We start from the raw sequence: 23,513 nt of genomic DNA, 5'->3' as shown, positions 1-23,513 counted from the left end.
CAACGCTTGTTTTTTCTCTTCTCCCTTGCTCCCTCACCACACCCATTATCACTAACATTATGATAAATATAATAAATCAAACCAGAACCACCAAACCATGTGCACAAGTTAAGGCTTGGTTTTCTAGTTGAAAAAATAAAAGTGTGACTGAAGTTTTATTACAAAATTGGCCTGAGTTACCAAATACTCTCAATACTCACGATTAAGTAGATGTGATCTGGTGATAGACGCTGAACAAGAGGAATGACATAGGGGGCGGCAGGAAACTTTTGAAATATATGAGTTTTTTATTTTGTACAATAAAAAACGCCCCAGTCAAATACTGACTGGGGCGGCTGAATCAGCCTAATCCAATAACGTGAAACAAAAGGTCTGAAAGATAGAACATCTTACCTCTGTACCCTACGCAGATTAATGTACAACAATTGGTCAGAAATGGAAACTATTTTTGTAATTTTTTTTCATTAAAATTTTATTAAACTACATCATCCACCTATCAACATTGGCTTATTTAGACTCAAAAAAAAGCCAGCGATTGGGCGCTGGCTCATGTAATTCGGCGAATTTACGCTATTTTCTGGCTAGTGCGCTTGATCCCAGTTGTCCCCATGACCAGATTCGGCTATCAAAGGTACATCAAGCTGAGCCGCTGACTCCATCAATTCTTGTACTTTACTTTCAATTTCGGCTAAAGCTGACTCTTGAACTTCAAAAACCAGTTCATCGTGTACTTGCATTAACAGCTTCACTCGCCCCTGACCTTGGTTTTCAATCCATGTGTCAACCAGCAACATAGCTTTCTTAATGATGTCTGCCGCTGTGCCTTGCATTGGTGCGTTGATCGCGGCACGCTCTGCCGCTTTGCGACGCATACCATTACGTGATTTTATTTCCGGAAGATGCAAACGGCGGCCAAAGATGGTTTCGACATAACCTTGTTCAGCGGCGGCGCTACGTGTGTCTTCCATGTATTGCATCACACCTGGGTAGCGCTCAAAGTAGGTATCCATGTATTGCTGTGCTTCGCCACGTGGAATGCCCAACTGTTTGGCCAAACCAAATGCACTCATGCCATAAATCAGGCCAAAGTTAACGGCTTTAGCACGACGACGTTGCTCTGAGCTCACTTGGTCGATAGTCGTACCCATAATTTCTGCAGCTGTGGCAGCGTGAATGTCTTTTCCTTGCTGGAAAGCGTCTAACAGTGCCTTATCTCCTGAAAGGTGCGCCATAATACGCAATTCAATCTGGGAGTAATCGACCGCCATGATCTTGTAACCATGTGGAGCAACAAACGCCTGACGAATACGACGACCTTCTTCATTACGAATCGGGATGTTCTGTAAGTTAGGATCAGTCGATGATAAACGGCCTGTCGCGGTAACAGCCTGATGATAAGAAGTATGTACACGCCCTGTCTCAGAGTTAATCATCTTAGGCAGTTTGTCGGTGTAGGTTGACTTAAGCTTAGCCAGGCCACGGTACTCCAAAATTACCTTAGGTAACGGGTAATCTAATGCCAGCTCTTGTAGAACCTCTTCATTGGTTGAAGGCGTGCCAGACGGCGTCTTCTTAATGACTGGCAGACCCATTTTTTCGAATAACAGTGCTTGTAGCTGTTTCGGAGAGTTCATATTGAACTCTTGCTCAGCAATCTCATAAGCTTTCTGCTCTAGCTCGTCTAAACGCTGTGCAATTTCCTGAGACTGAGCTGCTAACTTCATGTCGTCAATCAGAACACCAGTGCGCTCAATACGTGATAGCACAGGAACCAAAGGGACTTCGACCTCTTCATAGATGGTTTTCAGTTTTTCGTCTTGTTCAATGTTGGCTAATAGGCGATTGTGTAAACGAAGCGTCACATCAGCATCTTCCGCTGCGTATGGTGAGGCTTGCTCCAATTCAATCTGATTGAACGTAAGCTGCTTTTTGCCTTTACCCGCTATCTGCTCAAAAGAAATACAGCTATGCTGTAGGAAGCGCAATGCTAGACTGTCCATGTCATGCTTACCACCGACACTGTTGTATACATAAGACGCCAACATGGTGTCATGCTTAATGCCTTTCATCTCAATGCCATAACGAGCCAATACCGACGCATCGTACTTTAGGTTCTGTCCCACTTTCGCCTGAGCATCGTCTTCAAGAATCGGCTTCAATTGTTCCAAAACCCAGTCACGTTCAAGCTGTTGCGGGGCATCAAGGTAATCATGTGCCACAGGTACGTATGCAGCAATGCCTTCTTCTGTCGCAAACGACACACCAACCAGATTAGCGACCATGTAATCGAGGTTGTCGGTTTCGGTATCAAACGCAAAAACGTCCGCCGCTTTGAGTTTATCTAACCAAGTGTTGAATGCCTGTTGGTCAAGAATGGTTTCGTACTGACTGCGATCAATGGTCACTGCAGAGGTGTCGATCTCGCTGGCTGTCGCAGAGGCTCCTGCCCCCGACGCTGCACCGGACTTTTCATCTGCCAAGACAACACCCGTACCACCTTCAAGTAATTCATTGAGCCAGGATTTGAAGACTAACTGGCCATAGAGTTTGATCAGTTCGTCAGTATTCGGTTCGGCCTTGAGCAGTGAATCTGGTGTTTCATCCAGCTCAACATCCAACTTAATCGTGGCGAGCTCGTAAGAAAGAAACGCTTCTTCTTTGTTATCGACCAGCTTTTTCGCCATGGTCTTCGAACCACGGAACCCAAGCGGTGCGATATCATCAAGGTTGTCATACAGCGTTTTCAAGCTACCGATACCTTGCAGTAACGCGGTTGCGGTCTTATCACCGACACCCGGCACACCTGGGATGTTATCAACTTTGTCGCCCATCAAGGCGAGATAGTCGATAATCAGCTCTGGTGGGATACCAAATTTTTCAATCACGCCTTCTCGATCCATCACCACATTGGTCATGGTGTTGATCAGAGTCACGTTGTCATCCACCAACTGCGCCATATCTTTATCGCCAGTACTGATCAACACTGGCATCCCAGCTTGTGATGCTTGGTAAGCTAATGTACCAATGACATCATCAGCCTCCACACCTGGTACACAGATTAAAGGCAGACCCATTGCACGAATCACATTGTGCAGAGGTTCAATCTGACAGCGGAGATCATCAGGCATTGGCGGACGGTTGGCTTTGTATTCCGGGTACATCTCATCACGGAATGTTTTCCCTTTGCATCAAACACCACAGCTATGCGCTCAGACGCGAACTGGCGCATCATACTGCGCAACATATTCACAACGCCATAAACCGCATTAGTTGGGATATCACCATTGCTCATAGTGCCCGGATAAGCATGAAATGCGCGGTAAAGATAAGAAGATCCGTCAATCAAAATCAACGGGTTGTCAGGAATACGAGCCATAGTCTTTAAGCATCCAAAGAAAAAAGATCTGCCTAGGATGCCATGACTCTTTCAGTGGATCCATTTTAACTCTGCCTGCACTACTCACACATTTGACGAATAATCCTCTGAACCGCACCCCAGCCTGTGGATAACTCTGTTTATATTATTTACACCCCAACACTGAAATCAGTCACAAAACTGCAATTAAACAGTTTAATTAATTGAAATTTAACAATAAATAATTAGATCCGACATCACAATAACGATCCGAATATGATCTTTAACTGTGGAAAAGCTCATCGGTGTCCTTTTATACAGCCATGAATTTCAGACATAAAAAAAGCGACATCTTATCGATGTCGCCTAGCAAAAAGGGGTTAAAGCTTATTCAATCGAATAGTGCGCTTTACCATAAAGCTATAAATTACACTGGAAGCAATGTGAGCAATGTCGTGTCAAAAAGAACTAGTGCAAGTTCAATTAAGTTCAGTGTCATCACCGTCTCCAAGTTGAATCTGGTAACTCGACGTCCTTGTGAACTTCTCTTATTCCCTAAGACGAGATAAATAATAATTATTCTCATTTATCTCGTCAACCCCTAAATGAGAAAAAATCTCATTTAATTTTTATGACAGTGCTAAAACTGTTTCACGAAATGAATTCTTGACTCGTCGAGAGGATCTTTTACTTCAAACTTTTCAATTAGATAGCCATTCCTAAGCAAGAGTCTCAACATGGAAGGAAATTGATTACGAGATTTCACCTTTAGTTGAGAATAAGCGTGTTTTTTGACCCAGATCTCCTGATAATCGAGCAGCTTCTGCGCTACCCCCTTATTTCTAGCCAATGGTGATACCCCACCAAACCAGCTATAAAAAGTGTTTTCGTCGATCTCATATCCAATTTTAAACCCAAGTAATTGGCCATTTTCTTCAGCCACTTGAATAAGGTGCTGCTTACCTTCTAATCGTTCGGACAAGCTTTCTACGCTTTCTTTGTGTATGAACTCTTTGATAGTCGTAACAATCTCAACACACTCTTCGAGTGTGCCAAGTCGATATTCAACGCTCATCTGTCCTCCTTAAACAACAAAGGCTGGCAAAAGCCAGCCTTTTCATCTTTGTAAACTGAGCTATTCAGCGTCTTTTAGAAACTGAGCAGGCTGAGCATTTTCTTCGGCCAACCACTCAGCGACATCTTTAGCAAAATAAGTCAGGATGCCGTCGGCTCCTGCGCGCTTAAAGCAAAGCAGTGATTCCATCACCGTCTCGCGCTCTTTAAGCCAACCATTTTGGAATGCCGCCTTATGCATCGCGTATTCACCCGATACTTGATAAGCGAACGTCGGGACTTGCAGTTCCGATTTAACACGGCGCACCACGTCAAGATATGGCATACCCGGTTTGACCATCACCATATCCGCGCCTTCGTTGACATCCATCGCAACCTCGTGCACCGCTTCATCACTGTTGGCCGGATCCATCTGGTAGTTTTTCTTGTTACCACCTTTAAGGTTCGTCGCTGAACCGACTGCATCACGGAAAGGCCCATAGTAGTAAGACGCGTATTTCGCAGAGTACGCCATGATCTGAGTATTGATATGCCCTGCTTCTTCCAACGCTTCACGAATCGCACCAATACGGCCATCCATCATATCAGACGGCGCAACGACATCAGCGCCCGCTTCCGCATGGGACAAAGCCTGTTTGACCAGAACTTCTGTCGTCGCATCATTCAGGACGTAACCTTCATCATCGATGATGCCATCTTGACCATGAGTCGTGAACGGATCCAATGCCACATCGGTAATTACGCCAATTTCTGGCACATGCTCTTTCAAAGAACGAACCGCGCGCTGAACCAAACCCTCTGGGTTGTATGCTTCAGCCGCACACAAGCTTTTTGCGTCCTGATTCACCACAGGGAACAATGCAATCGCCGGCACACCGAGTCTGGCTAAGTATTGTGCTTCTTCCAACATCAGGTCGATAGACAGGCGCTCAATTCCAGGCATAGAGTCAACGGTTTCGCGGCGGTCTTTCCCCATCAAAATAAACATTGGGTAAATCAGATCGCTTGCGGTTAATTGATTCTCAGCCATGAGGCGACGACTAAAGTCATGCTTGCGTATACGACGCATGCGACGGCCAGGGAACTGACCTTGAATGGAAACTGACACTCTGTTCTCCTTGTGTGGTGAAAGTGCTTGATTTGCATAATATCACTCTTGTGTGGTGACGCTAGCGGCAAGCGATAAAAATGCAAAAAATGACCAAATGCTCACACTGCCGTATACTCTGGCCAATCCTGCTTTAGAGAGACAAATCATGATCGATACTCACGCCCATATCTATGCTAGCGAATTTGATAATGACCGCGATCAGGTGGTAGAGAGAGCCTTAGCTCAAGGAATAGACAAAATCCTGCTGCCCAATATCGATCTAGATTCTATTGAGCCTATGCTAAAAACCGAGGCGGCCTATCCTCAGGTGTGTCGCTCTATGATGGGGCTTCACCCATGTTATGTCGATGGCAATGTTGAACAGACACTGCAAGTCATTCGCCATTGGTTTGAGAAACACAACTTCATTGCTGTAGGGGAAATCGGCATCGATCTCTACTGGGATAAGACTTATAAAGCCGAACAGGAAATAGCATTTGTCACCCAGCTCAACTGGGCTAAAGAGATGCAATTACCTGTCGTCATTCATACCCGCGATTCCATTGAAGAAACGCTCCAACTGCTTAAGCAAGAACAGGATGGATCGTTGTCTGGCGTATTCCACTGTTTTGGTGGCAGCATTGACGAAGCAAAAGCGATCAATGGATTAGGCTTTCACCTCGGCTTGGGTGGGGTATCGACGTTTAAAAATGGCGGGATGGATACAGTCATTCCGTCGCTGGATATGGACTATGTGATCCTTGAAACGGACTGCCCTTACCTAGCTCCAGTGCCACACCGTGGCAAACGCAATGAACCTGCATACACATCCTTGGTTGCCCAGCGAGTCGCTGATTTACGTGACATCAGTGTCGACCAAGTCGATGCCATCACCACATCCAACGCTACTCAACTATTCCAGCTGTAGTACAAAAAAAGGCTTGCCACCTGGCAAGCCTTTTTCTTAGATCATAACCTGATATCAGGCTTCTTCTTGTTGTTCTTCATCGTCACTCTTACGCACATAGAAGCGCGCAAAGAACAGGCCGACCTCAAACAACAAGCACATCGGGATCGCGAGCAACGTCTGCGAAATCATATCCGGCGGCGTCAGCATCATGCCGACGATAAACGCACCAACGATAATGTATGGGCGCTTTTCGCTTAAGCTTTTCGGATCCGTCGCCCCCGTCCAGCACAACAATATAATCGCTACCGGCACTTCAAACGCAATACCAAAGGCTAAGAACAACGCCAGCACAAAGTCGAGGTAACTGGAAATATCCGTAGCGAACTCTACACCGCCCAGTGATATCGCCGTGAAAAAGCCAAACACCAGTGGGAATACCACGAAGTACGCGAAAGCGACGCCACAATAGAACAGCAGCGAGCTGGAGAACATCAGTGGCATAATCAGTCGTCGTTCATGCTTGTATAGACCGGGAGCAACAAACGCCCAGACCTGATAAAGAATGTACGGCACAGCCACAAAAATTGACGCGATTAAAGTCAGTTTAAGTGGTGTGAAGAAAGGCGATGCAACATCGGTCGCAATCATTGTCGCCCCTTCAGGTAAGCGTTCAACGAGAGGCGACGAGACAAACTCATAGATGTCATTCGCGAAATAGATCAGACCAATAAACACCACTAGAACGGCAACAATCGCTCGTAACAGGCGATTACGCAGCTCTAGAAGATGGCTGATCAAAGGTTGTGTCTGCTCAACAGAAGACATGAAAACCTCTACTCTAAAAGATCGAAAAGGAGCTGCTCACAGCAGCTCCCCTAATACGAGACTATTCGGCTTTTTTATCTGCCTGAGGTGCTGGCTCGGTATCCAGTGGCTCGACCGCGTCTATGGAGTGTTTCGCTTCTGTAATGGACGGTTTATCCATTTCAGTTTCAACGCTGGTAGGCGTTGGAGCGCTTTTACTCGCATATGGGCGCTGCACATCTTGCGCGGCTTGCTTGAGTTCTTCAACAGAAGACTTTAGCTCTGGTGATAGGTCTTCCATCCCCATTTTCTCAGCTTTACGCAAGTTTTCTTGCAGTTCCTGAACCTTTAATTCATGCGAAAGCTCGTCTTTCACACTGTTTGCCATGTTTTTCGCTGCGCCGATAAATCGTGACACACTGCGAATCGCATGAGGCAACCGCTCTGGACCGAGGACCACCAGCCCGACGACAGATATTAATACCAGTTCCCAGAAACCGATATCAAACACGTGTTACGCCTGCTCTTTGTCTTTCTTGGTTTCAGCAGAAGCTTCAGCTTTCTGCTGCTCAATGTTTTTTGGCTCAAAATCCGCGTCTTTTTCGCCGGATCTTCATCGTTCATGGCTTTCTTGAAGCCCTTCACTGCGCCACCTAGATCACCACCGATACCACGTAGTTTCTTAGTACCGAACAGAAGAATAACAATGACAGCAATAATCAGAAGTTGCCAAATACTAATACCACCCATTTTTTATACCTCGGGTCTTATTAAACAAATTATTTTAAGAGCTTAACGTCTATTGACGATAAGCTCGCCAACTGAGCAACCAAAATGTGACACCACCGATAGCGCTTACCATGGATAGCTGCTCATATGCACTGTTGACCAATATTGCCGAGCATACGACTAATGTGGCCCCAATACCAAATAAAAATTTCCCCGTTGCCTGCTGACGTTTCGTTGTACGGTAGCCTTGATAAAGCTGATCCATACGCTGATTCATCATCTTGCCCTGACGTAAACTGTCATACAGTAGCTCTGGCAATTCAGGTAACTTCTCTGCCCAAAACGGTGCGCGATCTTTAACTGCATTAATCACCGCCTGCGGCCCAACTTGATTCATCATCCATTTTTCAAGGAATGGCTTCGCAGTTTCCCATAAGTCAAGCTGTGGGTAGAGCTGACGTCCCAAGCCTTCTACATACAATAAAGTTTTCTGCAGCAGCACCAACTGTGGCTGCACTTCCATATTGAAACGACGCGCGGTGTTAAACAGATTCAGTAATACATGTCCGAACGAGATTTCACACAACGGCTTCGCAAAAATCGGTTCACACACAATGCGAATGGCGAACTCAAACTCATCAATGTTCGTTTCACGTGGAACCCAACCTGATTCTACATGTAACTCAGCCACACGACGGTAATCACGGTTAAAGAAGGCGAGGAAGTTTTCCGCCAGATAGCGTTTATCTTCACTATTCAGCGTTCCAACAATGCCACAGTCCAAACCAATCCATTGTGGATTTTCCGGGTGCTCGGGGTTAACAAAAACGTTGCCCGGATGCATATCGGCATGGAAAAAGCTGTCGCGGAACACCTGAGTGAAAAAGACACTCACACCACGCTCGGCCAATAGCTTCATATTAGTGCCGTTGGCCTTCAAGCCTTCTATGTCAGAAACTTGGATGCCGTATATTCGCTCAGAAACCATGACAGTTTCATTACTAAAGTCAGTGATAACTTCAGGAACATACAATTCATCACTGCCTTCAAAGTTTCTTCTCAGCTGAATCGCATTGGCCGCTTCTCGTCGTAAGTCCAACTCATCGAGGAGCGTTTTTTCATACTCACGCACCACTTCAACTGGTTTCAAACGACGTGCTTCAGGAAGTGCTTTGGCGACTATACGCGCCATTCGGTACATCAGTTTTAGATCTGCATCAATGACCGGACGAATATCTGGCCGGATGACCTTTAATACCACTTCTTGGTTAGTCGACTTGAGCTTGGCGGTGTGGACTTGAGCGATCGATGCGGAAGCCAGTGGTTTGATATCAAAATCGGTCAACCAATTTTCCAACGGGCCACCTAACGCCAGCTCGATCTGCTCTTTAGCTAGCTGACCGTCAAAGGGAGAGACTTGGTCTTGAAGCAACGCCAGCGGATCGGCAATGTGCGCAGGGAAAAGGTCACGTCTGGTCGACATCATCTGACCAAACTTGATCCATACCGGGCCAAGTTCTTGCAGAGCAAGGCGTAACCTTTCACCTAACTCTTTGTCAGCATGTTGGTTTTTAATCCAAAACAGCGCCTTACGAGCAAGCAGAGGGCCTTTAGTTAACTGGTGATTAGGCAGCAGTTCGTCGAGACCGTATTCGAGCTGAACTTTGATAATGCGGTAGAGTCGTTTCAGTTCAGCCGGAGTCATGCGCGCTCCAGTAGCTGATTTAACTTAGCTTCAACACGAGCGGCCTGACTTCTGACGTCGTCGACCTGATCGCAGAAATGCGTAATTTCCAACGGCGCTGGCGCCAGCTTCCACTCTTCAGTAATGACCTGAGCAAGGTGGTTCTGGTGCTTATCCGCTTTCGCTTTGACAAACTGCCCTAAGTTGAACACGCCTTGAACTAAATTGTGCGCGACCACATCACCTGTGACGCGCGAAAGCCATTCTTCAATATTCGGTTTACAATCCGTCATGAGTTGAGAGAATTTTTGCGCCAGTTGAATATCTCCTTCCAGTATCACTTTGTCTTGCTTAATCAACTTGGTGATATTGGACTGGTCACGCAGCTCCGGTAATACCGATAGGTTCAATGATAGGTAGCAGTCTGGCTGGCCTTCGTAATTCACCAAAACATCAATTTGCTGGCTGAAGATAAAAGTCAGTGTCTTATTGAGCTCTTTGAGGTGAACTTGAATCACCTGTCCTTTAAGACGAGCAAGACGACGCCCCAACTCAGGGTCGTCGTTGATCAGTGTATTGAGTGTCGATTCAATCGCAGCAGTAACAAGAGGTTCAAATGGCATAGCGATCCTTTAACCTCAGAATTTGTAGCCACGATGGAGCGCAACAATGCCACCAGTCAGATTGTAGTAGCTGGTATTATCAAAGCCGGCTTCTTCCATCATGCCTTTGAGGGTTTCTTGATCCGGATGCATACGAATAGACTCTGCCAGATAACGATAGCTCTCAGAATCATTCGCTACCAGCTCACCCATTTTCGGCAATAAGTGGAATGAGTAAGCATCATAAAGTTTTGACAGAGGTTCAAGCACAGGCTTAGAGAATTCGAGCACAAGAAGACGACCACCAGGTTTCAAAACGCGGAACATTGAGCGCAGGGCTTTATCTTTGTCGGTCACGTTACGTAGACAGAAGCTGATCGTAATGGCGTCAAAGTAATCATCTGGGAAAGGCAGTTCTTCAGCGTTTGCCTGTACATAATGCACGTTGCCAACAATGCCGTTATCACGCAGTTTGTCGCGACCAACGTTTAGCATGGAGTTGTTAATATCAGCCAGAACCACATGGCCTTTTTCACCGACAATGCGAGAGAACTTCGCCGTTAGATCGCCCGTACCCCCACCGAGGTCCAGCACGCGTTGACCAGGGCGTACGCCGCTACAATCAATCGTAAAACGCTTCCAAAGGCGATGCACACCACCAGACATTAAGTCGTTCATGATGTCGTACTTAGCTGCAACAGAATGGAATACCTCTGCTACCTTGGTGACTTTTTCTTCTTTGGCGACTGTGGTGAAACCAAAGTGGGTGGTTTCATTTGATTCTAAAGCTGTATTCGGCTGCACGCTTGTATCTGTCATGATGATTCCTCTTCGAGCAACGCTATGAATAAATACGACTGAGCGCTGCGGGCGATTAGTTTACTTTATCCTCAGTCGGATGTCTTTCAGCGATAGAATCATTTTCACTCACCGAGTTGTTTTCTGTGAGCCCATCATATTGAGCCAGTTCTGTCAGGCTCGAAGATATTGGTTTTTTTACCTCAACACCAAGCTGCTTAAAGCTTTCAGCTTGGCGAATCACATTTCCTCGGCCAGTGGCGAGCTTGTTCATCGCACCTTGATAATTCTGGTTCGCTTTATCCAGCGCGCCACCTAAGCTTTCCATATCATCAACAAACAAGCGCAACTTGTCGTAGAGCTTACTGGCTCGCTCAGCAATGACTTGTGCATTCTGATTCTGTCGTTCGTTGCGCCACAAGTTATCGATCGTACGCAATGCCACCAGCAAGGTTGTCGGGCTAACTAGAATGATATTTTGCTCCATCGCATCCTTAACAAGATCTGGGTCTGCCTGAATCGCTACCTGAAACGCTGGCTCAACGGGAATAAACATCAGCACATAATCGAGGCTCTGAATCCCTTTAAGCTGATGATAGTCCTTTTGTGACAGCCCTTTAATATGATTCCTAACTGATAGTAAGTGTTCACTTAAAGCTTGCTCTTGATCTAACTCTGATTCGGCGTTGAAATAGCGCTCATAAGCGACCAGGGTCATTTTAGAATCAACGACCACTTGTTTGTCTTGCGGGAGGTAGACAATCACATCCGGCTGATAGCGTTTACCCGCTTCGTTTTGCAGGCTCACCTGAGTCTGGTATTCGTGCCCTTCACGCAGTCCAGACTCTGCCAAAACGCGAGCAAGGACGACCTCTCCCCAATTACCTTGCTGCTTATTGTCGCCTTTGAGAGCCTGAGTCAGGTTGACTGCTTCACGCGTCATCTGTTCATTGAGGCGTTGCAGGTTCTTCAGTTCATAAACTAAGGTGTGTCGCTCCTTGGCTTCAACCGTGAAGCTATCGTTTACCTGCTTCTTAAAACTCTCGAGTTGTTCTTTTAAAGGAGAAAGTAAACCTTCAAGACTCTGTCGGTTTTGTTGGTCGACTTTGGCAGTCTTTGCTTCAAACAACTGATTGGCCAGATGTTCAAATTGCTGTTTAAGACGAGATTCGGCTTGTTCCAGTAGTTGCAATTTGTCGTGGTTGGCTTTGTTCTCTTCTTGATGGCGAGCTTCTTGCTCTCTAAGTTGAGCCTCTAGTTGAGCCTTCTGATCGCGGCTTTGAGTCAGTTCCTCAGCATATTGTTGACGCTCTTGCTTAACTGCCTCGAAGTAACGCAACTTTTCCAATACCGCCATCAATTTACCGTGCGACTGCTTGAGCTCATAAGCGGCTTTATCACGCTCACTATCCAGCTCGTCCAATTCCTGCTGTGCTTGTTCTAGCTCTTTTTGTAACTGGCTGATCTGTGTTGTTGCCAGTTGCTGGTTGGATTCAAGTTGTTGTTTCAAAAGCTGTTGATCAAAACGTGTTTTCTGCCTGATCCACCAGCCCACTCCGACTCCGCTGATCGCCGCACTGCTAATCGCGCTGATAAGTAGGGCTTGGTTATCCAGAATCCATTGCATAATAAAGGGTTAACTCTTATTTCATGTACTGTTTCAATGGTATTTTACCACTGGATAAATGTCCAGTTTGTCGGCTAGATATCGAACAGCTAGACTAGGTACTCTTAATTCTACCTACCATCAGTCACCAACAAGTCTAACGTTGGTTTTTATGAAGGAACATCATGAACGAGCGCCGTGCTTTAGGTTTTGGTCTGTCTGCCGTCTTGCTTTGGTCTACTGTCGCTACGGCTTTTAAATTGACTCTCGCCGAACTCACTCCGATTCAAATGGTGACCGCGGCTAGCGGGGTTTCTGCTCTCGCTCTAACCACCGTGTGTGCGCTGCAAGGTAAACTGTCTTTATTATCCAGTACTTTCTTCGCTAACCCTTGGTATTACTTGCTACTTGGTTTGATCAATCCATTGGCGTACTACGTCATCTTATTTAAAGCCTATGATTTACTTCCCGCCTCACAAGCACAAGCGATCAACTATAGTTGGGCTATCACTTTGACTCTGATGGCCGCCGTCTTCCTTGGCCAAACAATCCGCAAGCAGGACTGGATAGCCTGTACGCTGAGTTACTTTGGCGTGATTGTCATTGCCACTAAAGGCGATGTGCTGGGCCTAAGTTTCGAGAGCCCGCTAGGGGTGGGACTGGCTTTGCTATCAACTCTGCTTTGGGCCAGCTACTGGATACTCAATACCAAAAACAAAGCCGACCCTATTGTCGGCGTATTACTCGGTTTTTTGGTTGCCATACCCTTCGCAATTGGCCTGAGCCTATACGAAGGCACCAGTTGGAACAGTATTTCTCTGCAAGGTTGGCTCGCGGTCAGCTATGTTGGCCTATTTGAGATGGGCGTAACCTTCGTCCTATGGCTCAGCGCACTCAAACTGACGCAAAACACCGCACGTATCAGCAATCTGATATTCGCTTCACCGTTTATTTCTCTGGCGTTGCTGGCAACTGTCATTGGTGAAGAAATTCATCCTACAACCTTGGTGGGCTTAATGTTGATCATTGCAGGGCTTGTGATCCAGCAGATCAAATTCGGCAAGAAAGATCTCACACGGTCTGTGAGTTAACATTTTTAAAACAACTGGTAGGCCATCTCACTTCCCTGACCTCGCACTTCATCAATTTTCTCTGTGAAGTCTGGGGAAATTTGTAACGCGATCGCCGCTTTGTGTTGGCTGAGATAACTCTGCTTTTCATCACTACTTAGCATTGAATCCCACTGATGATCAATGTCACGTGCTAAGAACATCAGACAAGCTAGTCGCTTCGACTCCATTGCTTTGCTCGGGTGATTCACATTCGCAATCGCGTCAATGAGTTCAGAAGGAAATTTCCAGCTTTCAGCCAACGCAGCACCGAGTTGCTGGGCATCAGTACCTAACACATCTCTTTGTACTTCCACGGGCTTTTCACCATCTTCCACGCGACGGCTGATCTTCATTGCTTGTTCAGGCTCCAAAGAGTGAATCATCAGTTCACCAATATTATGAAGAACGCCAGCAATAAATGCCTCATTGGGATCGACTTTGGCTTGTTTGGCAATGGTACTGGCAATAGTTGCGACTTCAAAAGTACTTGCCCAATAGTCTTTGATGTTGAGGGTTTCCAGCTTGGGGAAAGTGGAAGCTAGAATCGAAGAAGAAATCAGATTACGAATAGCCCCAACGCCAATACGCACGATCGCGTCATTGATATTTGATACCCCTTTTACGCCGCCGAACTGTGCTGAATTTGCCATCCGTAGCACGCGCGCTAACAATACCTGATCCATGGCCATTTTCTTTGCCAGTTCCCCAAAATCGATTTGCTCCCTGTTCACCATCTCCAGCAATTCCTGAAGCACACTTTCGATTCTAGGTAGTTCATTGATTCTTGAGATCAGCGCTTGATAGCTCATATACCACTCCTTAAGCACGTTCTGTTCTCATTTACTATAGGACATAAATTGAGTAAAAGATTAATAACAGAGGTACAGTCGCACTATTGCTAGTGTGTATATCGCAACCAATTTCAATGGCTTTCGCTGCAACGGCAAAGATTGCGCCACCGATAGACACCCGATATGGTGGCTATTGTGCCTTTGGCGTTGCTATGGGTAAAAAGTTCGAGACCGAACCAAAAGCTTGGAAGATAGAAAACGGCAAGTTGTATCTCAAGCTAGATAAAACGGTGCAAAATCCTTGGTTGGAAAACACTCAAAAGTTCATTCGGGATGCCAACGAGAATGGGCTAACAATCAAAACCGTTGCGGCTGATAAACGGTAACACGGCTGCGCATCAAGCCGGGACGCAGCTTTTTCCGCGTTCCCATCCTATATTCATTCTCAGCTCTAATAAGTCTCCTAAATCACATCAATACAAGATGTCAATTCAATGAGACAAAGTCGATAATTGATTAAAAAATATTCATGCGGTTGAACCAGCATAATAGTATATTGATACTCTCAATAACATTTGAGATGACAACAATAACTATAAAACGCTGGCTGTATGATTATATTTCACTCCGTTCAGAACAAACTTTCTAACACACAACGCGTCATTAAGATCGGTTATCGTGAAGCACAGGTGCTTGACCTGCTACTCCAACACTCCCCAGAGGTCGTCAAGAAACACGACATTATCCAACATGCATGGGGCAGTGAGTACATTGGTGATACATCGCTCGCTAAAAGCATCAGCACACTGAGGCAAGCCTTAGTTAAGCTTGGTGCTAAAGAATCTCCGATTGTCACTGTGCCTAAAGTCGGCTATCGACTCGTCAGCCACTGTATTGACTATGCCCCCACAGAACCGATCCCAGACCTAGCCACTACCAAATCGACTCCAGAACTATCCAGTTCGGCTTCCATATCAAATCGTCGTCTCACATCTAATTTATCTTTTAGTGAGTGCAAATCACCCGTGTGTTACGTTGCAGCAATAGCGCTGCTATTTGCCTCCAGTATTTTGGCACTCAGTAAGGTGCATGGCTGGCGCTGGGAGGATATTCCTACTGATAAGTACCTGAATCAGCATAGCGTCGGCCAACTTCAAGTCTTTACCGAATCCCACACTCAACTCAGCCTACCACTGCGACAACTGCTATCACAGAACCAATGTGATTGCGTGGTTTACATAGAAGAAAACGGCCAATTTTCAGAACTGTCATGGTTAGATAGGCAGCGTCAACAGGCGATTAATATCTTCTACACACCAGGCCAACTAAAACAGGTATCCGTTCAGATTGAACGCTTTTTACAGGAGGGAAAACAATGATCCCATACTTCACATTGATCATCGCCACGGTCATCTTTTCTATTGTCCTCAGCCTACCTTGGTCCAATCGTATTGAAGATCACCGTTACCAGCACAGCGAGATTCATATTCAATCAGACAACCATATTTTTCGTTCAGATGGGATAACACGAGTTGACAACAACGAGATCGTTCATCTTGCCTCACTTCAAGATGACAAGATGGAACAGCCGATAGTAATTCGTTTTGAAGGACAAGCAGAGTCGTTCAGCCAGTTTGGGTTTTCACTCTCTGGTATCATTAATCTGCTCTCGGTCCATAAGTTAAGACCTGTCATGAATGATGCCACCATCTCGCCATATCTGCTGCTCAATGACGACCCTTACACTCTTGATATCGACATCCTTTATTCGGCTAACTGCTTCATCATAGTACGTGATAGAAAAACGGGTCGGGCTCAACTGCTCGCTAAACGCTAAACTTACGTGCTCAGTCTTTGCTTGGGCTAGTCTCTCTGTCTTTCCCCTATTTAAACGCCCAACAATTTTCTAAATCTCATCGAAGCAAGATCACAATCAGTACACAACCCGTACTTAACTTGCATATAATAAACAAAACAAATAATACAAGTCATTGAATTTTAATGGTAATAAAATTCAACTCTTTTCAGTACTGTAAATAATATGACTATGGAAAGGTAAACCTGTTGCTTTTAACAAGCAGCCAACAATGACAACACAACATCATAAAACTAAGAAAAGTTACGAAAGGAAACGTCTATGTCTACGGTGAAAAAACATGTGTTATCAGCTGCGGTTCTTTCCGTCCTGTCTGCTGGGGTACAAGCTAAGATTTATCCTGACCAGTTAGTACTTGACCAACTGGGTGAAGATGTCTGCCGTTCTGGCTACCGCCCGATTGACCGCTTCGAAGCATCCGAACAAAAGGACTACATTGTTTCTCGAATGGGTCAGTGGCAAATCGCTGGTTTAAAAGACAATTGGGTGATCATGGGACCTGGCTATCATGGTCAAATTAAGCAGGATAATCCCAATGGCAGTACTTGGTGCTACCCTGACGATGCTTTGTCTGAAATTCCAAGCTACACCTCAAAGTCCATTCCAGAAGGTGACGAATTGGACATTCAGTATGAGCTGGTGACCAACCACTCTAGTTTTGTTCGCCCTTTGAGCTACCTCGCTCATTACCTTGGTTATGCTTGGGTTGGGGGCAATCATGGCCAATATGTCGGCGAAGATATGGATGTCAGACGTGAAGGCAACGGATGGGTGATTCAAGGTAACAATGGCGGCTCATGTAACGGCTATCGCTGCGATGAGAAAACCAAAATCACTGTCGATAACTTTGCCTATACCCTCAATGACAGCGATTTCTGGCATGGAACTGTAACCGAGTCTGATCGCCAGCTAGTGAAAACCGTGACGGCGATGGCTCGCAACCATAGTAACATCCCGCAACAGGTGGTCGTGGATCTGAAAGTCGATGAGTCAACCAATTGGTCAAAAACCAATAGCTATGGCTTTGCTCAGAAAGTATCGACAGAAAACACGTTTAAATGGCCTTTGGTCGGCGATACCAAGCTAACCATTACCCTAGAAGCCAACCAAAGCTTCGCTAATACCAATGGTGGTTCCAGCAGCGAACAGGTAACACTTCAGGCAAGACCTACGGTTCCCGCGAACTCGGAAATTCCAATTCGTGTCGAGCTCTACCGCTCTAGCATCTCTTATCCATATCGCTTTGGCGCGGATATCAGCTACGACGTCGAATTTAATGGCTTCTTGCGCTGGGGTGGCAACGCTTGGCATTCTCACCCAGACAACCGTCCATACAAAGCTCACACCTTTACAATGGGACGCGGTAGCGAGAACTCGGCAGATATTCGTTATCAATGGGATCACCGTTATATCCCAGGTGAAGTCAAATGGTGGGATTGGAGCTGGGCCATCAATGAAAATGGCTTAGGTAATATGCAGTACGCGACTGGAGCAAGCCTACGCCCGTTTTACTCTCATGTTTCCGGCGATTTCTACGCGGAATCTCAATTTGCTGGCACGATCGAAATCGGTCAAGCCACACCGATTGGCAACGCAGCACAAAGCAGCCGCGTCAAACGCTCTGCGGAAGCTCTGGTTAGTGAACATATCGGTGATATAGAAGTCACAACCAACTTTGACGCACAAGAACTTGAGGCACTTGGCTTTGGTGATGCTCAACTGACCATCACTCCTGCTAAATAACTTGCCTGTAGCCCGAAACACAAACGGAAGAGTTCCCCACTCTTCCGTTTTTTTAGTAGGGATTTATACCCACTGGCCAGCGACAAAACCTGAACTCCAACACCACTGGAAGTTATAACCTCCAAGCCAGCCCGTCACATCCATGACTTCACCGATGAAATACAGGCCTTTGATCTCCTTACACTCCATCGTTTTTGAAGACAGGTGATCGGTATCAACACCACCTAGCGTTACTTCCGCAGTGCGGTACCCCTCCGTACCGTTGGGCGCGATGGTCCAGTTTTCTAATTGCTGAACAATCTGTTTCAACTGATTGATACCGAATTGCTTAAGTGGCAAATCGATCAGCACGTTACGCTCAATCAACACTTCAACCAGACGCTTTGGCAAGACTTTGGCCAAGGTGTTTTTCAGGCTTTGGTTTGGGTGCTTTTCCAGAGAACGATTCAGCAAGGTATCTAGGTCCACTTCCGGCACTAGATTCACGGTTACCGCTTCACCAGGCTTCCAGTAGGACGAAACCTGTAAGACAGACGGACCAGATAACCCTCGGTGAGTAAACAATAAAGCTTCTTTGAAGGTGGTATTGTTTTGCGTGGTGATTTCGACAGGAATTGCAATACCAGACAGCTCGGCGAAGTCCTCTTTATCCTCTTTGTGTAAGGTAAATGGTACCAAGCCCGCCGTTGTCGGCAGCACAGGCAGACCAAACTGCTCTGCCACTTTGTAGCCAAAGGGCGTGGCACCCAGTTTTGGCATCGACAATCCGCCAGTCGCCACCACCAAGGACTGACATTCAATCACATCGGTATTGGCGTGCAGCTCAAAGCCCGTGTCCGTTTTTTCAATATGGTGAATATCTTGACGATAACGTTGTTCGACCGTTGGCAAATCACACTCGGCCAACAGCATTTTGACTATGTCTTTAGAGTCGCAATCACCGACACAGAACAGCTGACCATGATCGCGTTCTTCAAACTGAATTTCATGTTTGTAGATCATCGAAATAAAGTCCCAGTTGGTGTACTGGGCAAGCGCCGATTTGACGAAATGCGGATTACTGCACAGGTAGTTTTTGGCCGATACATCGTAGTTAGTGAAATTACAACGCCCACCACCCGAGATAATAATCTTGCGGCCCGGTTTTTTAGCGTGATCCAGCACGAGGACTTTCCGCCCACGCTTGCCCGCTTCTGCAGCACACATTAATCCTGCCGCACCTGCACCGATGACGACGACATCAAACTTTTCCGCCATGACCTTTTCTCAACCAAAATCCAATAAAAAAGGATGTGCATTTAGCACATCCTTAGCCAGTTTCGACGCTATTCTAGCGATAAATGGAACGCTTGCCAATTCACCAATTATAAGATGAACGCTGCAAATAAAGTGACGCCGAGTAGTGAAGTAGAAAGAATAAAGAGTTCTCTGACTCGCTCGCACTTGCCGGTAAACACTTCGTCATGATGATGGTGATATTCTCTACTCTTCAGGTAATGAAACAAGCGCACTTGTTTAGAGACATTGCCATGAGTGGTGAAGAAACCATTCCCATCAACTTGCTGATAGAGCAGCGGGTGGGCTTCACGCATGATATAAATAAGAGAACGCAGTGCAGTCAGATATCTGAGCATGTTTACCAGCGTTATCAACATAAGCGTGAATAAAATAGTATCAGCATTGATCATCTTTTCCTCCCTACTCTTCTACCCTCAGCCCAGAAGAAAAAGACGATCGATTTAGCGCGTCTTTCGCTGAAGTTTATTCAGCAGAGGCATCCATGATAGAAGATGAACCTTCTTTCGCTAGAGCGGCTAGGTCTTTGTCGATAAAGAACAGCGCTTTGCCGTCTTCACCAACCAACTCTAGCTTATCTAAAATCCCTTTGAACAACTTCTCTTCCTCGTGCTGCTCAGCGACGTACCACTGCAAGAAGTTGAAAGTAGAGTAATCTTGGGACGTAAAAGCTAGGTGAGCAAGCGTATTGATTTTCTGAGTTATCATCTGCTCATGCTCATAGGTTTCACGGAAAACATCGCCTAAGCTGCCGAATTCATGTTTTGGTGCATCGATCGCACCTAGAATTGGCATCGCGCCAGTCTCGCTCACATAAGTGAATAGTCGCTGCATGTGCTCCATTTCTTCTACGGCGTGTGTACGTAAAAACTCAGCAGCACCCTCGAAACCGTTGTCTTCACACCAAGCACTCATCTGTAAGTATAGATTGGATGAGAAAAATTCGAGATTAATTTGCTCATTCAATTGATCAACCATTGCCTGTGAAAGCATTTATCACTCCTAATTAACTCGATAAACTTTTATGAACTATATCATTAGCTCACCATAACACTTTGACGAATGAATGTGGATCTGAGATCACTGCGACAAAAATATTCTGACCTTAATGCTAACCTTTGATTAGATACTTAAATGGAGATAGCACTATGAGTTATCAGCATATTTTAGTTGCCATCGACCTGTCCGAAGACAGCAAAACCTTAGTCGATAAAGCGGTAGCCCTTGCCAAACCTCTCGGCGCCGATGTCTCTTTCATTCATATCGATGTCAACTACGCAGAACTATACACTGGCTTGATTGATATCAACTTGGCTGAAACCCAGCATCAAGCAATTGAAGCATCTCAACAACAGTTGAAAAACTTTGCCGAGCACGCCAACTATCCGATCAAACATACGCTGGTGGGTAGCGGTGATTTGAGTAATGAATTGTGCGATACCATCCGAGAGTTCAATATCGACATGGTGGTATGTGGTCATCATCAGGATTTCTGGAGCAAACTGCTCTCGTCAACCCGACAATTGATCAATTGCTCTCCGGTTGACATGTTGGTCGTGCCACTTAAAGACTGATCGCAGCATCGTTTTCGTATAGACTGCAGAGCAGTTATTGATAATGAGTATTAATTATGGGTTATCTATCTGCAGTCACCCTTTTGTGGGCGTTCTCGTTTAGCCTAATTGGCGTTTATCTCGCTGGTCAGGTCGATTCTTGGTTTTCTGTACTGATGCGCGTTGCGCTGGCGAGTTTGGTATTTCTTCCGTTCCTCAAGTTTAGGGGTGTCGATAAATCTTTGATCATTAAGCTGATGACCGTGGGTGGTTTCCAGCTTGGCTTAATGTATTGCTTCTACTACCAGTCTTTTCTTTTGCTCTCCGTGCCAGAAGTTCTACTTTTCACCATTTTCACACCGATCTACGTGACCCTAATTTACGATTTACTTAAACGACGCTTTTCTCCCTGGTATTTGGTTACTGCCGTCATTGCTGTCGCTGGCGCAGCGTTTATTAAATTCGCAGGTATTAATGAAAACTTCATTCTTGGTTTCCTTGTCGTTCAAGGTGCTAATGTCTGCTTTGCCATTGGTCAGGTAGGCTACAAATATTTGATGGAGAAACAGCCGGTTGAATTGCCGCAGCATACAATTTTTGGTTATTTCTACCTAGGCGCTCTGTGTGTTGCCTTGGTGGCTTTCGCGTTAATGGGCAACATCGAAAAGATGCCGACTAACAACACGCAATGGGGCATCCTGATTTACCTTGGACTGATTGCTTCAGGTTTTGGCTACTTTGCCTGGAACAAAGGAGCGACTATGGTTAACGCTGGTGCTCTCGCGGTCATGAATAACGCACTGGTTCCTGCAGGACTGATCGTCAACATAGTGATTTGGAACCGAGATGTTGATCTCGTCCGCCTATCAATTGGTGGTACGATCATCATGCTGTCGTTGTGGATTAACGAAACATGGGTCAAACGCAAAGTTGCCCAAAGTTATCACTCGGTAAGCGAATAAAAAAACGCTCTCCAACTGGAGAGCGTTTTTTTATCAATGCATATTGGACGTCGATGCGGGTTCAAACTGCTCAGGCGACAAACTCAGAGCAGGTTTCTTACTGAGTTGAGCCTTGATTCGAGCCTCGTGCTTTTGCAATTTATGTTGCTTCTTAACTAGCTTTAAGAGCTTCTTCTGCTGTTTATACTGTTTCTTCAGCGCTTTCTTGGCCTTCTTAATCGCTTTCTTATCGGACAAGTCCAGTGTCAGCTCGTCGGCAGTGGTTTTGGCTGCGGTAGATACCTTAGGCTGAGCCTTCTCTTTGACCCGTTCAAGGACTCGGCGAACTGCTTGGGACTTCTGTTCAGAAAGTTGACTTATTTGAGTATCTTGCGAAGGCAAGGCTTCCGCTAACAGACCACAGGAGCGTTGTTGCTCTATAGGTTTGTTCTGGCACTGCTGAGGAGGAATGGCTGCAGGTTTGCACAAAGAGGCTTTATCTGCTGAAGAACGAGCACAAGAACGACAGACAAACTTAGGTGCAACCACCAAACGATGGATTTCATTCAATCCATCAGCTATTTGCTTACGATTCATCTTACAAAGTCGTTTAGCCATGCTACTACTCCAGCTAAGAATACGAATAATTCTTAGTATGATATACCTGCATGGTGACGAATAAGCAAGCACTAAATAACGCTGTCAAATACGATTGAGTGCTAAGTCATTGATGCATTCACATAAACGTCAAAACGATTTTTTTTCGTCTCAATAGCCATCGCGGGCTTTTGCCCATTCAGCCACTCTGCGTAGTCAGGTCGCTTAACCACCACCCTTTTACTCGCAAGGGCTAACGCAGGTTCTAACAGCTTATCAGCATCCAGATCGGCACCCACTAAAGACTGAAACACCCGCATTTCTTTTTTAACTAGCGCACTCTTCTTTTTACCTTCTGGATGTGGGTACATCGGGTCTAAATAAACCACATCAGGTTTAGCAAACTCAGCGTCGTTGGCCAGAGATTCTAGGGCGTTATGGCTAGAGGCATGAAGTAAGGACATTCGCTCACTGACCCAGTCTCCAATTTCTGGGTCCTGTTTCGCACGTTCAAGGCCATCATCAAGCAATGCAGCCACAACAGGATGGCGTTCTACCATTTGCACTTTACACCCTAGTGAAGCGAGTACAAACGCATCACGCCCCAACCCTGCAGTGCCGTCAAGTACTGTAGGAATCACACCTTTATTCAAACCAGCGGCTTTTGCAATCGCCTGCCCTTTTCCACCACCAAACTTGCGCCTGTGAGCCACTGCACCACCCGCTAAATCGACGCAGATAGCGCCCAACTTAGGCTCATCGACTTTACGCAGCTCTAAACGTTCCGCAGTCAGAACCAACGCAAAAGCGCTTTGTTCATCATGTGATAGCCCCCAGCGTTGAGCCAACTGATTCAGTTGCTCATTTCGGTTCGGGTCTTCACTAATGAGTTGTAACTGCACGATGGGCTCCATTGGGGGTCATGTTGTCGGGCCGCCAGTGTAATGGATTT

Annotated in this window: 21 protein-coding genes and 3 pseudogenes; 8 read left to right on the top strand and 16 right to left on the bottom strand. The window is 45.9% G+C overall.

Features of this window, described 5'->3' with window-relative positions; translation table 11 throughout:
• Positions 1 to 581: 581 nt before the first annotated feature.
• The 3 genes and pseudogenes from polA to hemB form a co-directional block, all read right to left on the bottom strand.
• A pseudogene (gene polA / locus KW548_02350) lies at positions 582 to 3,376 on the bottom strand (DNA polymerase I).
• Positions 3,377 to 3,995: 619 nt separating this feature from the next.
• Positions 3,996 to 4,430, bottom strand: a complete 435-nt coding sequence (locus tag KW548_02345) for a GNAT family N-acetyltransferase (GenBank protein QXX06969.1) — start codon at positions 4,428 to 4,430, stop codon at positions 3,996 to 3,998.
• 60 nt (positions 4,431 to 4,490) lie between these two features.
• A complete protein-coding gene (hemB, locus tag KW548_02340; protein QXX06968.1) occupies positions 4,491 to 5,537 on the bottom strand; it encodes a porphobilinogen synthase in 1,047 nt (348 codons plus the stop codon).
• Positions 5,538 to 5,685: 148 nt separating this feature from the next.
• On the opposite strand from hemB, the gene KW548_02335 reads away from it, so the two are divergent.
• Entirely contained in the window at positions 5,686 to 6,447 is a 762-nt protein-coding gene (locus tag KW548_02335; GenBank protein ID QXX06967.1) for a TatD family hydrolase, read from the top strand.
• A 54-nt stretch (positions 6,448 to 6,501) separates the two neighbouring features.
• Here KW548_02335 and tatC read toward each other — a convergent pair whose 3' ends face one another.
• The 7 genes and pseudogenes from tatC to rmuC all read right to left on the bottom strand — a co-directional run bounded on the left by tatC (position 6,502) and on the right by rmuC (position 12,673).
• Positions 6,502 to 7,254, bottom strand: coding sequence for a twin-arginine translocase subunit TatC (gene tatC, locus KW548_02330; GenBank protein ID QXX06966.1), 753 nt, complete (start codon positions 7,252 to 7,254; stop codon positions 6,502 to 6,504).
• Positions 7,255 to 7,315: 61 nt separating this feature from the next.
• On the bottom strand, positions 7,316 to 7,744 hold the full coding sequence (gene tatB / locus KW548_02325; GenBank protein ID QXX06965.1) for a Sec-independent protein translocase protein TatB: 429 nt from the start codon (positions 7,742 to 7,744) through the stop codon (positions 7,316 to 7,318).
• A 3-nt stretch (positions 7,745 to 7,747) separates the two neighbouring features.
• Positions 7,748 to 7,983 (bottom strand): annotated as a pseudogene (gene tatA, locus KW548_02320) (Sec-independent protein translocase subunit TatA).
• A 49-nt stretch (positions 7,984 to 8,032) separates the two neighbouring features.
• Positions 8,033 to 9,667: a ubiquinone biosynthesis regulatory protein kinase UbiB gene (ubiB, locus tag KW548_02315; GenBank protein ID QXX06964.1), complete on the bottom strand. Its 1,635-nt coding sequence runs from the start codon at positions 9,665 to 9,667 to the stop codon at positions 8,033 to 8,035.
• Positions 9,664 to 10,269, bottom strand: a complete 606-nt coding sequence (locus KW548_02310) for an SCP2 domain-containing protein (GenBank protein QXX06963.1) — start codon at positions 10,267 to 10,269, stop codon at positions 9,664 to 9,666. The genes ubiB and KW548_02310 overlap by 4 nt, the downstream gene beginning before the upstream one ends.
• 15 nt (positions 10,270 to 10,284) lie before the next feature.
• On the bottom strand, positions 10,285 to 11,067 hold the full coding sequence (gene ubiE, locus KW548_02305) for a bifunctional demethylmenaquinone methyltransferase/2-methoxy-6-polyprenyl-1,4-benzoquinol methylase UbiE (protein QXX06962.1): 783 nt from the start codon (positions 11,065 to 11,067) through the stop codon (positions 10,285 to 10,287).
• A 55-nt stretch (positions 11,068 to 11,122) separates the two neighbouring features.
• Positions 11,123 to 12,673, bottom strand: a complete 1,551-nt coding sequence (gene rmuC / locus KW548_02300) for a DNA recombination protein RmuC (protein ID QXX06961.1) — start codon at positions 12,671 to 12,673, stop codon at positions 11,123 to 11,125.
• Positions 12,674 to 12,837: 164 nt separating this feature from the next.
• Between rmuC and KW548_02295 the strand changes: the two genes are divergently transcribed.
• Entirely contained in the window at positions 12,838 to 13,743 is a 906-nt protein-coding gene (locus KW548_02295; GenBank protein QXX06960.1) for a DMT family transporter, read from the top strand.
• Between the two features lie 5 nt (positions 13,744 to 13,748).
• On the opposite strand, the gene KW548_02290 is transcribed toward KW548_02295, so the two are convergent.
• On the bottom strand, positions 13,749 to 14,573 hold the full coding sequence (locus KW548_02290; protein ID QXX06959.1) for an HDOD domain-containing protein: 825 nt from the start codon (positions 14,571 to 14,573) through the stop codon (positions 13,749 to 13,751).
• A 161-nt stretch (positions 14,574 to 14,734) separates the two neighbouring features.
• Here KW548_02290 and KW548_02285 point away from each other — a divergent pair.
• From KW548_02285 to KW548_02270, 4 genes and pseudogenes are all read left to right on the top strand, one after another.
• Positions 14,735 to 14,941 (top strand): annotated as a pseudogene (locus KW548_02285) (hypothetical protein).
• 225 nt (positions 14,942 to 15,166) lie between these two features.
• Complete coding sequence (locus KW548_02280) at positions 15,167 to 15,934, top strand: winged helix-turn-helix domain-containing protein (GenBank protein ID QXX06958.1); 768 nt, start codon at positions 15,167 to 15,169, stop codon at positions 15,932 to 15,934.
• Positions 15,931 to 16,392: a hypothetical protein gene (locus KW548_02275; protein ID QXX06957.1), complete on the top strand. Its 462-nt coding sequence runs from the start codon at positions 15,931 to 15,933 to the stop codon at positions 16,390 to 16,392. The genes KW548_02280 and KW548_02275 overlap by 4 nt, the downstream gene beginning before the upstream one ends.
• 300 nt (positions 16,393 to 16,692) lie before the next feature.
• Positions 16,693 to 18,174, top strand: coding sequence for an aerolysin family beta-barrel pore-forming toxin (locus KW548_02270; GenBank protein QXX06956.1), 1,482 nt, complete (start codon positions 16,693 to 16,695; stop codon positions 18,172 to 18,174).
• Positions 18,175 to 18,237: 63 nt separating this feature from the next.
• On the opposite strand, the gene KW548_02265 is transcribed toward KW548_02270, so the two are convergent.
• From KW548_02265 to ftnA, 3 genes are all read right to left on the bottom strand, one after another.
• Positions 18,238 to 19,431: an NAD(P)/FAD-dependent oxidoreductase gene (locus tag KW548_02265; protein ID QXX06955.1), complete on the bottom strand. Its 1,194-nt coding sequence runs from the start codon at positions 19,429 to 19,431 to the stop codon at positions 18,238 to 18,240.
• Between the two features lie 107 nt (positions 19,432 to 19,538).
• Entirely contained in the window at positions 19,539 to 19,862 is a 324-nt protein-coding gene (gene uspB, locus KW548_02260) for a universal stress protein UspB (protein ID QXX06954.1), read from the bottom strand.
• Between the two features lie 73 nt (positions 19,863 to 19,935).
• Complete coding sequence (ftnA, locus tag KW548_02255) at positions 19,936 to 20,463, bottom strand: non-heme ferritin (protein ID QXX06953.1); 528 nt, start codon at positions 20,461 to 20,463, stop codon at positions 19,936 to 19,938.
• Positions 20,464 to 20,618: 155 nt separating this feature from the next.
• On the opposite strand from ftnA, the gene uspA reads away from it, so the two are divergent.
• Positions 20,619 to 21,044: a universal stress protein UspA gene (gene uspA, locus KW548_02250; protein ID QXX06952.1), complete on the top strand. Its 426-nt coding sequence runs from the start codon at positions 20,619 to 20,621 to the stop codon at positions 21,042 to 21,044.
• 56 nt (positions 21,045 to 21,100) lie between these two features.
• Complete coding sequence (locus tag KW548_02245) at positions 21,101 to 21,985, top strand: carboxylate/amino acid/amine transporter (protein ID QXX06951.1); 885 nt, start codon at positions 21,101 to 21,103, stop codon at positions 21,983 to 21,985.
• 33 nt (positions 21,986 to 22,018) lie between these two features.
• Here KW548_02245 and KW548_02240 read toward each other — a convergent pair whose 3' ends face one another.
• Together KW548_02240 and KW548_02235 are read right to left on the bottom strand one after the other, a co-directional pair.
• A complete protein-coding gene (locus KW548_02240) occupies positions 22,019 to 22,582 on the bottom strand; it encodes a hypothetical protein (protein ID QXX06950.1) in 564 nt (187 codons plus the stop codon).
• 101 nt (positions 22,583 to 22,683) lie between these two features.
• The gene (locus KW548_02235; protein QXX06949.1) at positions 22,684 to 23,463 is read right to left on the bottom strand and encodes a class I SAM-dependent methyltransferase; all 780 of its coding nucleotides are present in this window, start codon (positions 23,461 to 23,463) and stop codon (positions 22,684 to 22,686) included.
• Positions 23,464 to 23,513 lie beyond the last annotated feature (50 nt).

Origin of the sequence: Vibrio neptunius, assembly GCA_019339365.1 — a bacterium.
In the GTDB taxonomy this organism is placed as follows: Bacteria; Pseudomonadota; Gammaproteobacteria; order Enterobacterales; family Vibrionaceae; genus Vibrio; species Vibrio neptunius.
Note: the sequence above shows the minus strand (reverse complement) of the source record. Positions and strands in the feature narration are given on the sequence as shown.